Source organism: Rossellomorea vietnamensis (assembly GCF_008180415.1).
Taxonomy (GTDB): Bacteria; Bacillota; Bacilli; order Bacillales; family Bacillaceae_B; genus Rossellomorea; species Rossellomorea vietnamensis_C.
In genome coordinates, this window is the sequence record NZ_VTEI01000003.1 from 658,165 (window position 1) to 671,027 (window position 12,863).

The 12,863-nt window shown below is 43.6% G+C and carries 11 protein-coding genes, 1 pseudogene and 1 riboswitch; of the genes and pseudogenes, 7 read left to right on the forward strand and 5 right to left on the reverse strand.

Annotation, left to right across the window (positions count from 1 at the left end; translation table 11 throughout):
- Positions 1-63: 63 nt before the first annotated feature.
- The 5 genes and pseudogenes from FZC78_RS09285 to FZC78_RS09305 all read left to right on the forward strand — a co-directional run bounded on the left by FZC78_RS09285 (position 64) and on the right by FZC78_RS09305 (position 6,612).
- Positions 64-1,699: pseudogene (locus tag FZC78_RS09285) on the forward strand (L-lactate permease).
- Positions 1,700-1,840: 141 nt separating this feature from the next.
- Positions 1,841-2,548 carry a 23S rRNA pseudouridine(2604) synthase RluF gene (rluF, locus tag FZC78_RS09290; protein WP_148939405.1) on the forward strand — a complete coding sequence of 236 codons (708 nt, stop codon included), beginning with the start codon at positions 1,841-1,843 and terminating at the stop codon, positions 2,546-2,548.
- Between the two features lie 288 nt (positions 2,549-2,836).
- Positions 2,837-3,619: an HAD-IIB family hydrolase gene (locus FZC78_RS09295; RefSeq protein ID WP_148939406.1), complete on the forward strand. Its 783-nt coding sequence runs from the start codon at positions 2,837-2,839 to the stop codon at positions 3,617-3,619.
- 912 nt (positions 3,620-4,531) lie between these two features.
- Positions 4,532-6,022, forward strand: coding sequence for a glycine betaine uptake BCCT transporter (locus tag FZC78_RS09300; RefSeq protein ID WP_148939407.1), 1,491 nt, complete (start codon positions 4,532-4,534; stop codon positions 6,020-6,022).
- Between the two features lie 212 nt (positions 6,023-6,234).
- On the forward strand, positions 6,235-6,612 hold the full coding sequence (locus FZC78_RS09305; protein ID WP_148939408.1) for a VOC family protein: 378 nt from the start codon (positions 6,235-6,237) through the stop codon (positions 6,610-6,612).
- Between the two features lie 107 nt (positions 6,613-6,719).
- Here the strand turns inward: FZC78_RS09305 and FZC78_RS09310 are convergent, their stop codons facing one another.
- From FZC78_RS09310 to htpX, 3 genes are all read right to left on the reverse strand, one after another.
- Complete coding sequence (locus FZC78_RS09310; RefSeq protein WP_252183565.1) at positions 6,720-7,199, reverse strand: YdeI/OmpD-associated family protein; 480 nt, start codon at positions 7,197-7,199, stop codon at positions 6,720-6,722.
- 66 nt (positions 7,200-7,265) lie between these two features.
- Complete coding sequence (locus tag FZC78_RS24560) at positions 7,266-7,400, reverse strand: hypothetical protein (RefSeq protein ID WP_286365483.1); 135 nt, start codon at positions 7,398-7,400, stop codon at positions 7,266-7,268.
- Between the two features lie 257 nt (positions 7,401-7,657).
- Entirely contained in the window at positions 7,658-8,539 is an 882-nt protein-coding gene (gene htpX / locus FZC78_RS09315) for a protease HtpX (protein ID WP_148939409.1), read from the reverse strand.
- 203 nt (positions 8,540-8,742) lie between these two features.
- On the opposite strand from htpX, the gene FZC78_RS09320 reads away from it, so the two are divergent.
- Complete coding sequence (locus FZC78_RS09320) at positions 8,743-9,498, forward strand: DUF1836 domain-containing protein (RefSeq protein ID WP_148939410.1); 756 nt, start codon at positions 8,743-8,745, stop codon at positions 9,496-9,498.
- A 210-nt stretch (positions 9,499-9,708) separates the two neighbouring features.
- Here the strand turns inward: FZC78_RS09320 and FZC78_RS09325 are convergent, their stop codons facing one another.
- Positions 9,709-10,578 (reverse strand): amidase, encoded by an 870-nt coding sequence (locus FZC78_RS09325; RefSeq protein ID WP_148939411.1) that lies wholly within the window; start codon positions 10,576-10,578, stop codon positions 9,709-9,711.
- Positions 10,579-10,622: 44 nt separating this feature from the next.
- A riboswitch (cyclic di-GMP riboswitch) is annotated at positions 10,623-10,712 on the reverse strand.
- Between the two features lie 415 nt (positions 10,713-11,127).
- Complete coding sequence (locus FZC78_RS09330; RefSeq protein ID WP_148939412.1) at positions 11,128-11,901, reverse strand: TerC family protein; 774 nt, start codon at positions 11,899-11,901, stop codon at positions 11,128-11,130.
- Positions 11,902-12,469: 568 nt separating this feature from the next.
- On the opposite strand from FZC78_RS09330, the gene FZC78_RS23600 reads away from it, so the two are divergent.
- Positions 12,470-12,607: a hypothetical protein gene (locus FZC78_RS23600; RefSeq protein WP_187444862.1), complete on the forward strand. Its 138-nt coding sequence runs from the start codon at positions 12,470-12,472 to the stop codon at positions 12,605-12,607.
- Positions 12,608-12,863 lie beyond the last annotated feature (256 nt).

Sequence of the window (12,863 nt, forward strand, 5' to 3'; positions counted from 1 at the left end):
TTTCTACCGCCCCATCGTATACTAGAGATATAATAAATCACCTCAAAAAAGGGATGAACAACTATGAATATATTTGAACTTCTTACCGCATTGACTCCGGTTTTAGCTGTATTCATATTTCTTGTCATTTTGCGCATGCCAGCTTCCCGGGCAATGCCGGTCAGCTTGGCTGCTACAGCACTGTTGGCTTTCTTTATTTGGAAGGTGCCGGCTGTCCAGATTACGGCTGCAGCAATTGAGGGAATCTTAATCTCTGTTTCTATCTTATGGATTGTTTTCGGCGCAATATTACTGCTGAACACTCTTGCCAACAGCGATGCCCTCGACTCCATCCGTAACGGTTTTACACAGATCTCGGCGGACAGGCGTGTCCAGCTCATCATCATTGCCTGGCTTTTCGGGTCTTTCATTGAAGGCGCAGCAGGCTTTGGTACACCTGCTGCGATAGGGGCGCCATTGCTTGTGGCATTGGGATTTCCTCCTTTGGCAGCCGTTTCCCTGGCTTTGATAGCGGATAGTTCAGCCGTTTCATTCGGAGCCGTTGGAACCCCCATGATCGTAGGGGTCAAACAGGGACTTAACGAGGGTGTTGGCTCAAATTGTAGAGAATAGTCTGGGAAGTATGTCCATCAGCCAGTTTCTGCAGGAAGTGGCCAGCACCGCAGTATTCATTGATCTGTTCATAGGTACGTTCATCCCTTTGATTCTAGTAGTGATGCTGACCAGATTCTTCGGTGAAAACCGGTCTTGGAAAGAGGGGTTCGAATTATTCCCGTTTGCTATTTTTGCAGGTTTGAGTTTCACCATTCCTGCCTTTCTCGTAGCGACCCTTCTCGGCCCGGAATTCCCTTCCATCATAGGGGGACTGGTTGGAATGGCGATTGTAGTGCCTGCTGCTAAAAGAGGATTCCTGCTGCCTGACAAGCCTTGGAATTTCTCTGAGACTCCATCGGTAATCGCTCAACCCGTGACCGGAAATAAAAAAATGCCTCTATGGCTCGCGTGGCTACCCTATCTGCTGGTTGCGGTATTCCTGGTCTTAACACGACTGGATATCCTTCCTCTGAAAGGATGGCTCAGGAAAGTGAAAGTTGGATGGGCGTCCATTCTCGGCACAGAAATCAGTACCTTCTTTGAACCCTTGTACCTCCCGGGATCTATTTTTATCCTTGTGGTGGTTCTGACAATCCTCCTTTATAAAATGAATGCTTCTCTCGTTAGAAAAACATTCAGTCAGTCTGCTAAAACTATGGGGGGAAGCATCATTGCCCTTGGAACTGCTGTGCCGATGGTCAGGATTTTCATCAATTCTGGTGTAAACCTGGCTGACTTGGGCAGCATGCCAATGGAACTGGCGGCAATGGTTTCCGAAGTGATCGGCGGCAACTGGCCGCTGGCTGCACCCATCATAGGGGCCCTTGGATCTTTCATCTCAGGAAGCGCCACCTTCAGTAACATGATGTTCTCCTTGTTCCAATTCAGTGTTGCGGATAGTATCGGAGCAAACACAGAAGCGGTGCTTGCCCTGCAAGTACTTGGCGCGAACTCCGGCAATATGATCTGCGTCCTTAATGTGGTTGCAGCTGCTTCTGTTGTGAACCTCGGCGGCAAGGAGGGCACCATTATTCGGATGACACTCATTCCCATGCTCTTCTATGCTTTACTTGCCGGTATCATTGGGTTTCTGCTTCTGATGTAACGTCTTCAGGCTCTCTCCTATCGGAAGGGAGCCTTTTTATTAATGGTTGTTACTAGGTACCGCATGAGGCGTTTCTTGAAAACAAGGCTGTAATTGGGTATTCTTAAGCTACAATGACCCAGATGAAGGTGTGTGTTCGAATTGCGTATAAATAAATTTATCAGTGAAGCCGGCAAAGCATCGCGGCGGGGAGCTGACAGACTGATTGAAGAAGGCCGGGTTACCATCAACGGTAAAAAAGCCAAAATCGGTGATCAGGTTGAACCAGGTGACGATATCAGGGTAAGCGGCCAGCAGCTGCGCGTTGCCCGTAACAATGTCTATATTGCACTGAATAAACCGATAGGGATCACCAGTACCACCGAAAAAAATGTGAAAGGCAACATCGTCGACCTCGTTAATCATCCATTAAGAATCTTCAATATCGGACGTCTTGATAAAGATTCGGATGGATTGATTCTGCTGACCAACGACGGAGACATCGTCAATGAAATCCTCCGTGCTGAAAATGAGCATGAAAAAGAATATAACGTTTCGGTCGACAAGCCCATAACTCCCGAGTTTTTACAGCAAATGTCTGAAGGCGTGAAGATATTGGGGACCAAGACTCTTCCTTGTAAAGTAGAACAGCTCTCCAAGTTTGATTTTAAAATCACCCTGACACAAGGGCTTAACAGGCAGATCCGCCGTATGTGTGAAGCTCTAGGTTACGATGTGCTGCGGCTCCAAAGAGTGCGGATCATGAATATTCACTTAGGAAATCTCCCTGTAGGGCAGTGGCGCGACCTTTCCAAAAAAGAGAAAAAGCAGTTGTTCAGTGATCTTGATTACGAACCGAAGGAATGGTAAGCAGTGGTTTGTAAAAAAGACTGAGTGATTGTCTGCCAGCATTGGGAAGCGGCGGTTTCTGAGCTTATTTCAGTATGAGATACGTTTCTGTACGAAAGGCTTAATTAGATATGTTTCACTGATGATGTCCCTTGCTTTTGCTTCGAGGGACATCATCTTTGGTTTTTTTGATTTTGATGTACTCCGCTGACCTTTCGAGGTACATCATAAAAAACAAGTTCTTTTAAACTAAATCCACTGTATTTTCACGAATAAAGGGTATACATATTACTATAAAAGGAGGCTATTATGACATTCTATATATTTGATGTGGACGGTGTTTTGACGGATGAACACGCACGTCCCAGTGAAGAGGTTTTACATACAATCGAGAAACTGCACAAACAGAACGAGCAGCTGGCGTTCATCACCGGCCGCTCGAGGAAGTGGCTTGCTGATCATATCTTCTCTTCCTTGAATCAGGATGAAGATTGGTCCGGTCTTTTCTGTGTCGCGGAACACGGAGCCATTAAAGGGAAAGGGCCGGATATTGACAAATGGGAACTTGATAAAGACTTTGTTGTGCCCGACGAGGTTAAAGAGGAACTGCTCAAAATCAGCCAAAAGCAGAATTATGATGGTTTGATTGAATGGGATGAAACAAAGGAGTCTATGGGAACAGTAGAATCAGTTCATGGAGATCCAGGTGACAAGGAACACCTCAAGGAAACACAAAAGGCGTTAAAGGCTTATTCCGAAGAAGCCAAAGAAGTAGCGGATAAATATGATAAAAAGGTTGTTGTCTCTACCTACGGAGTGGACGTTATACCTCCTGATCTTTCCAAAAAGGTCGGTGCCGAGTGGGTTTTCGGCCAAGCTTCTGCAGAAGGAAAACCCGTCTATGTGTTCGGCGACAGCCATGGGGATTTCATCATGGCCGAAACGGCCCGCCAATGCGGAGCTGAAAATGTTACCTTCTTTTGGGTAGGAGACGGAGAAGCTCCTGAAAGCCAGGATGATCATATCACCATTCAAAGTTCAAACAGGAACTATGCCAGGGGTACTCTCGAAGTGCTGAACAATCATATCTAGCGGGTATAAACAAGGTCCTCTGCCTAAAGACGAGGGGACTAAAAATCTACCGAAATTTTATAGTCTACTTGCTTTAACCTGAGAAAAAGTCAACTATCCTTCCTTAAAGAGGAAGAAAGGTTGACTTTTTTCTTGCTCTCTATCCTGCATCAGCGTTAGCATCCTTTGGTATTCTTTATTTGCCTGCCACCGCTGAAAAGATAGAAGGGTGCTAATTAAAGCTAGTGACCGGTGGTGCTTAACTATGTAGTTCAGTGTTTTGGATAGTAAATAGAGGAAAGAGATTCCCTTATTTCTTAGAAAACTCTAAGAAAAGCTAAAATAGGGGAATAAATTTCCCTTAATTAGCTTAATACGCTAGAAAAACTGTACTTTTTATCATATAACGGAAAAAAGTTCCTCTATTTTCCCCTTAATAAGCTTGAAATTGCAGATAAGGGAAAAAAGTTCCCTTATTTACGGATTAGTACCCAATTAAGGGAATGACTGAACGATTTCTCTCTAAAGCCCATTCCATTATTCAACCAAACGGAGTGGGCCTCCTCTACAAAAAACCAGCACTCTTTCATAAAGCGTTTATGAAAAAGGCAGAATCACTCTCTGAAGTGAGCGATTCTGCCTTTTTACATATTGTTGAACTTTTTCAGTGCCCTTTTTTCTCCATGTAACATTCTCCTGTCAGGTCTGAACGGGGCGCTTCCGCTTTTTAGCCAATCCAGCTTCAACACCCTGCCCCTCGGGGTCAAATAACCCCTGGTGAATAAAAGGGAAAACCGCCTTTTTTCTCCAGGGAACATTCTCCTGCCGGGACTGTACGAGGCGCTTCCGCTCTTTAGGTGAAAAGCATTAATTTTTAAATTATGGTATCATTAAAGAGTTGGATACTCTCAAAATTTTTTTGAGAGGTGAAGTATGAAAAAAGCGACACATGTATTTTGGTTTGCACTGGCTATCTCATTGATAGTCGTCATTTGGGGAGCTGTGGCTCCTGAACATCTGAATAGTTTTTCTTCTGAATTGACCGGCCGTATATTAAGTGACTTTGGCTGGTTCTACTTGCTGATTGTTATCGCCATTCTTCTTTTCTGTGTTTTCCTGATGTTTTCCCGATTTGGCAAGTTAAAACTGGGAAAGAAGGATGACGAGCCCGAGTTTAGCAGATCTTCTTGGTTTGCTATGCTCTTCAGTGCCGGAATGGGGATTGGCCTTGTCTTTTGGACAACCGCTGAGCCTATTTCCCACGCATTTATCAGCAGCCCTACTAGTGAAGAAGGATCGAATGAAGCAATAAAAGAAGCGCTGAAGTATTCCTTCTTTCACTGGGGCATCCACGCCTGGGCCGTATACGCAATCGTCGGATTGATTTTGGCCTATTTCAAATTTAACAAAGGAGCACCTGGATTAATTAGTGCCACTCTTACTCCATTATTTGGAGAAGAACTTATGAGGGGACCGCTCGGAAAAATGGTCGATGTTCTGGCTGTATTTGCGACTGTCATCGGCGTAGCAGCCACACTGGGTTTCGGTTCTGCACAAATTACCGGAGGACTCTCCTATCTATTTGGTGTTCCTGACACTTTTGCTGTACAGCTGACCATACTTGCGGTTGCCACCGTGCTGTTCATCTGGTCCGCCTGGTCCGGGATCGGAAAAGGCATCAAATACTTAAGTAATATCAATATGGGACTCGCGATATTATTGCTGATCACTCTGTTTATTGTGGGACCGACGATGTATATCCTCAATATGTTCACTCATACTCTGGGGAGCTATGTCTCTGACTTCTTTGATATGAGCCTGAGACTTGCTCCTTTGAGTGAAGACAACCGGAGCTGGATTGATGGCTGGACCATCTTCTACTGGGCTTGGTGGATTTCCTGGGCACCATTTGTCGGCATCTTCATCGCCCGTATTTCAAAAGGCCGGACTGTAAAGGAATTCCTTTTTGGTGTACTCCTGCTTCCATCACTGGTCTGCTTCATCTTCTTCGCTGTGTTCGGGGTTTCTGCCCTGAACCTTGAGCAGCTTGGTACAGCAGCCATTTCTGACCTCACATTGGAAACCTCTACATTCGGAGTGCTTGCAGAGTATCCTTTGGGAATGTTCATGTCCATCCTGACCATTGTGGTGATTGCGATTTTCTTCATTACCTCTGCAGATTCGGCAACCTTCGTACTGGGCATGCTGAGCACAAACGGACAGCTGAACCCTGGCAACTCTGTGAAAATTGGCTGGGGATTGATTCAATCCACTATTGCTGCAGTCGTAGTCTATTTTGGCGGTACACAAGGTCTGCAGAATATGCTGATCATTGCGGCCCTGCCGTTTGCAGTGGTCATGATTCTCATGTGCTTCTCTTTCTTAAAAGACATACAGAAAGAAGTGAAATCCCAGCGGAAGTGAATCAAGAAATTCAATCTAAGAGTATCCAATACAAGCACTGTTCCTTCAATGGAGCAGTGCTTTTCTATTATCATATGAAAATAAGGTATAATGAAGTTATCAGAATACTTAAACCATTAAATGTGGCTGGCCGGATAAAGCTGGCTATGAAATGACCTGTATGATCATTGTTCTGCTTTATAAAAAATGAAAATGAAGGGAGAAATGACAAAATGGAAGAGAACTCTATACAGAAGATTGGACAAATTGGGATACCTGTACAAAACATCGACCGCGCTGTTGAATTCTATAAAGAAAAGCTGGGCTTGACCCTTCTCTTTAACACTGACAGCATGGCTTTTCTTCAATGCAGCGGGCTGCGGCTTATGCTGACACTGCCGGAAAAAGAGGAATTTGCCAAAGCGAGTTCAGTCATTTATTTTGAAGTTAATGATATTAAGGCATCCTATCAACAGTTGAAAGAAAAAGGGGTAATCTTTACAGATGAACCACATGTAGTCGCTAAGATGGGGCAGACAGAGACTTGGATGACCTTTTTCAAAGACACAGAGGATAACACTCATGCGCTGATGAGTGAAGTATTTGCTTGAAGCATGAACTCATTAATGCAGATGTGCCCGCCAACTGCCACTCTGCAGTCATAAGGGTATCTGTTTAATAAGCGGCTGGATCCTCTCATGGACCCGCCGCTCTTTTGTTATTTCTTCTGATCTCTCCTATACAAGTCCATAGACTTATATCCCGCTGATAATACCTCTTCCACCTGATTCAAGTGCTTTTCCTGTGTCTCTTTTCTTTTGGCGCTGTAGACATAGCGGGCCCAATCCTTTTGATATCCAAATGTCAGCCCGTTATAAATAGCAAGGATCTCTTGGCTGCCCTTCAAGAAATCCCTTACTTCCTCAATATTTTCGATATAGTCATCCACACACTGGCTTCTTTTTACAGAAGCTTTCTTCTTCTGAGGCTGGGCTTTCATTCCGACAACTGTATATGTTTCATTTAAGCTGACCACCCTGGAGAACTTTAGATTGCTGTCGTGAACAAAACCTTCTTCATTATAATAATCCTCATTATAAATGCTGTCCCGCTCTATGTACTGGTCATACTCCCGATTATTTTTCTTAGGGTAAGCGAAGTAAAGATAGCCATTATCCTTTATCAGCTGTTGTTCCACCGCAGCCTTCAAATGTTTTCTGAATTCCTCCAGGGAGAAAATGAAAATAAAGACCAAATCATACTGTTATTCCTTGATGGAGCTGTCATAGGCCAGGTCCTTGAAATCCTGAAATTTATTAGGAAGGTTAAGGACTGCCCTTGAAGAAAACTTCTGTAAATTCAACTTCTCAATAATGCTTTTCTGCGAATTAGTGTTCATTAATGGCTCCTTTCTTAGTGTTTGGGTTGAAGAAAACGAAGGGTGACTGTTGTGCATTTTTCAATGCTGCTGTTAATTTGCATGGTATCCTCTTACTTTTCTACGATATTATAGCAAAAATTTAGTCAATTACTCTTTGATCCAATTTCCACGGAAAAGATCCTGTTATAAAGGAAGATGAATTAGAGTGTTCGCTAAAAAAAGAAGAACACACCAGTTTACAAGGTGTGTCCTTCTATCATCTTTATAATAAATTCTTATCTTTCCTCAAGCCTGTTGATTCGATCATCTAAATCAGGGTGCGTCGAGAAGAGCGGCGATTTTCGCTTGCCGCTGATTTTCAAAGTGGCAACAGATGTGTCTTGCTCCTCTACTACACGGTTAGAATAGGCTTTAAGCATGCGGAGGGCGTGGACCATTTTATCCTTGCCGGCAAGGTCTGCTCCACCTCGGTCGGCATGAAACTCTCTGTATCGCGAAAACGCGAAAACGACTAAGCTTCCCAATATGGAGAAGACTATCTGGAATACGATTACGGCGATGAAATGGACGATTGGAGCCATATCTTCTCTGACGAAACGTGATGCGATCCAAGCAGCAATCCTTGCCAGGAACACGACGAACGTATTGACGACACCTTGCAGCAGCGTCATAGTGACCATGTCACCATTGGCGATGTGGGCCACTTCATGGGCAATGACACCTTCTACGGCATCATCATCCATTTCGCGCAGCAGGCCTGTTGAAACAGCAACCAAGGAACGTTTCTTGGACGGGCCAGTAGCAAATGCATTGACTTCAGGGGAATCATAAATACCGACTTCAGGCATGTGCATTAATCCAGCAGCTTTGGACAGGCGATGAACCTTTTCCACCACTTCTCGCTCCATCGCAGACAGGGGCTGGTTCGGATCCAACACTCGGACGTTCATCATCTTTTTCGCTATCCAGCGTGACATTGCCAGCGAGATGAAGGATCCCGAGAAACCGATCATCGCACTGAATATCAGCAAAGCTCCAAAATCGATGCCGCCTTGTCTATTAATATAATTACCTGCTCCAGTTATGGAGAAAATAATACTAATCGTCAGCAATACGAGAATATTCGTTAAAAGAAAATATAGAATACGTTTACCCATTTTATCTCCCTCTCTTTTTCAAGTTCAAATGAACCTGTATATGAACTTATTATATGATCTTTCCGCTTTAATATCAATCTAATTTTATTACCAAATAACGCTTCTTTGTAGCGTCAGTCCCGTTAAGGATTGACTGTATGGGTATCAACAATTAGGATTAAAGAATATATGGAGCAAAATTGGAAGAATCAGGGGTGATGGACATGGAAGCCTTCAAACTATCCAGAAAAAATATGGCTGATTTACTACTTTCATTGAGCAATGCAACGGAACAATCACCATTAATGGTGCTGCAGGATGCCTGGACCTCGTCACACGAGGATAAAATAAAAAATGGAACGACATTAAATGCGTTCCTCTCTACAGAAATGCCAGCCATTTTCGAAAAATTTATAAAGACTGAAAGTGAAGAAATTGGTTTTTCCATCAATGAAATTGTGTCTCTTGGAAACCAGATTGAATTTACGAATCTCTCTCCAAGCGCAGTCCAAAACTGGGTTAAGAGAGATGTGAAAGAGCTTATAGGTTCACCGCAAATAGGAAGAAAATATACAGTCGACCAGGCAGCTATCCTCTTCATCGTAGAGGATCTGAAGGCGGCTCTCGACTTTGAATCCATCAGGAAAGTTCTTACCATGATTTTTAATAATCCTGAAGACCGAACAGATGATTTGGTCAATCCCGTTGATTTATATTCTGCCTACGCTTCGGTTTTTGATAAAATCCACCATCATACAGCCCCTTCTTTGCATAACGCATCCTCCATGAATGGGTGTGTCGCTGCAATAATAAAGGAGGAATGCCAGACCTCCCTGCCTGTATTTAATGGTGTAGGCAAAGAGAACCTGGACATTGTGTTAAATGTCCTGATATCCTCTTCTCTTACCGTGCAAGCAGCATATTATCAATCATTGGCCAGCAGGTATGCCAGTGCCGCCTTATTTCTGAAAGGTATGTAAAAAAAGCGGTAGCGGCCTGATCGGTCCTGCGGAGTCGTGCAGCTGGAGTGGAAATCCATTACTTTTTCCCAGCCACAATCTTAGAGAAAACAGCCTTTTAAAAAAGGATCTTTTCGCTTCTTCAACTAGTGAATCAGCGAAAAGATCCTTTTTATTTGTATCAAGCGGAAGCCTACTGGCCCTGAAAACAATTGCCCATAAGGGATGATATCAAGGTCTGATCATCATCCAGCTGCCCACATGGTGAACCGCTGTCCCGTGAAATCCGGCTTGGTTCTCATAATACGCTTTCACTTTACCAAGTTGATCATTCATGTAGGTTTCTCCCTCTTCAAAGAAAGAAATCGCGTCTCCTTCACTGGTCTCCCCGGTTTCTACACCTACCACCAATCTTTTTGAGTATCTTCCTGCCCACTCTATTTCTCTGCTGACAAAATCCGTAATTAAAGCAGCGCTGTCCCTGTAGGCCATGATGGTTACTCCATCGGTTCCTGCTATGACCCATTCAGCCAGCAATCCTTTGCCATATATATTATTATAAGAAATTTCATCGAACCAAAATGGCATATCTGCTTCAAGAGGGAGATTTAAATTCTCTGCACTGTTTTTCGCCCTCAACAATAGTGCCTGATAGGATTTTACTGTGGCGGCCCGCTTGGAATTCCATCCGCTGTAAAGGTACGGCTCTACATCAAGATGCACTCCTGAAAACTTTTGTTGAGGTGAAGCCTCTTCTTGATAGCTGCCGAGCCATGCCATCATCTGGTCCTGGTTGACGTATCCTTTAGGTGCTGCCCACCCCGGTGCACCGTCCAGTGCATATATTTCCATGCCTTTTGCAGAGGACTTTTCAATAAAACTCTGGTATATAGATGCTGAGATATTTCTATCAATCTGGAGGTACACCTTGTTAAGCTCTTTACTCTCCAAAAAGTCGAGAATGCCTTCTTCATCATTGACGATCATCCAAGGATTCCAAAGCCATGTTGCGTGATCGTAAGTTATTGATGCATTCACCCCATCCTCCGTCCCTCCTGCTAAAGCAGTGAAAAGCAGTATCACCATTATCCATTTTTTCAACCGATTATCCTCCATTCCGAGGCCGCGGCCCTCAGAAAGAGGCACCTGGCAGCCTGACAACCATACGCTATTGAAAGCGGACAGGCTCATGGCTTTGCGTCCTTCCCTTTCGGAGAAGTTTGCCTTTTTCAGATTATTTTGCTCTTATTATATCCCTTCCCCTTTTTGGTGTCTATTCCAATTGAGGATGTTTCACGTGAAACAATTTTATGAAACAAAAGCGTAAGCGCCTTGGTCAGCCCCGACAGGCAAATGTTCCTCAGAGAATAAAAGGTGCTCTTCCCTTTTATTCTCTGAGGGTTATTTGACCCCGAGGGGCTAGGCGCTGAAGCTGGATGAAACAAAAGCGTAAGCGCCTTGGCCAGCCCCGACAGAAAAATATATCGAAGAGAAAAAAGCGGTCTTTCCTTTTATTGTCTTTGGTTTTTAACTTTTAGGGCACAGCCCAGTCCAGTGGTTGCAAAACCTTTGGCACTGAAGCTGCATGCGGATAGCTGAAATACAAAAAACGGACTCTAATGAAAGAGTCCGTAATTATTTATCCTATTATTAATGCCCGCCCTGTGAAGATTCCTTCTTCTCAGGTGCGAACCAGCCGAACAAAGCGATCCCTACTAGAATTCCGTAGAATGTGATCGTCCATCCTGTGCTGTGAGGGAAATGGTGATCAAGTACACCAATATCCTCATGGGCAAGGGTGATAACAGCAAGCTTCACACCTACCCACGCTACTATTGCATATGCTGTTGTTTCCAATGCCGGGCGTTTGGCAAGTAACTGTACAAACCAAGTTGCAGCATACTTAATCAAAATCAGTCCGGCGATTCCGCCAAGAACAACCACTATGAACTTACCAGCATCCATACCTCCGAATTGGCCGAGGCCTGAATCAGGCAAACCAAGAGCAAGGGCAACAGCCGCAAGAATCGAATCGATCGCAAAAGCAAGATCGGCTAATCCGATTTTACCAACAGTCGGCCAAAAGCCTTTCCCCTTTGCTTCTTTTTCAATTTCCTCTTCTATATTCTCATTCTCTTTACCAAACTTGGCGGTAATTAAGTGTTTACCTCCCAAGTAAATAAGGTAGGCAGCACCGATTGCCTGCACCTGCCATACATTGGCGATGAATGAGATAGCGAAAAGAGCACCGAACCTGAAAAAGAATGCCATCAGGATTCCGTAACTGATTGCCTTTTTCTTTTGGTCATCCGGTAAATGTTTTGCAATGACGGCTAATACAAGCGCGTTATCTGCCGACAGCAAACCTTCCAGTCCAATTAAGATTAATAATGCCCAACCATATTCCAGCCAGATCGACTCCAAAATACCTCTCCTTCCTATAAAAACAAAGTATTTGCAGTAAAGGTCTGGCTAACAATGTGAATTGCCAATAAAGCCGGAGGTAACCCTCGTGCTGACGACTTTATTTGTACAGCTACTCCCCTTTACTTTTATATAATGCTTATAAATAGGAAAAAAGTCAAAGAACTTCTCCCTTATTAGTCATTTTTATAGATAGTTTTTTCTCCGCTTATCTTTACCTTCAGCTAAAGTATATATTCCTTCTCCCAATCGTTGTTAAACAATCTCAAAAGGTGATTTTTAAATAGCAGTTCCATACAGCCTTACACTCCGCAGGCATCAATCTGCCTCGTGGAGCAGGAAACTTCCATGCAGGATATGGATAGGAAGAATCTTTCTTCCAAACTTCATCTAGTTACCACCAAACACAAATAAATCGCCGCTTCCTGGAATACAGCCGGCAGTTCTGGGAAGAATATCTGATAGAACCTGCTGTGGATCCATTTAAAAAATCGTGCTTAATGATATCTCCATTAAACAATTTTGAAGGGCTCACAAAAGAAAAAAGTTTCGCAAAAGGAGCATCCCCATGAGAAAAGATAATGAACCTGGCTGCGAGGAACAAGATTATCTTAACCACTTTTTGGTTGAACAAATTAACAGGATTACGGTTGAGGAACAGGAAGAACAGATGAAGGAAGAGCTGCGGCATAGCAAATTGAATTGATATGTGATTATAAAGAGCCTTTAGTCTTTTTGATTTAAACGCCCTGCCCCTATTGAATGAGCCGGATTAAGAACTGGCTTCCCAGAGATAAGGAATGGATGAAGATTACTAGGCATAATAGTGGACTTTCAGGACTAATTAAAAAACCTTCTCATTTGAAGGCATCTCTTTTGAGAATCCTGCCGTTTTCTGTTAATTTTAATTTAGCTGATAATAGCTCTCAGCTAAACAGCTCTTAAACAGTTCACTGTTTAAG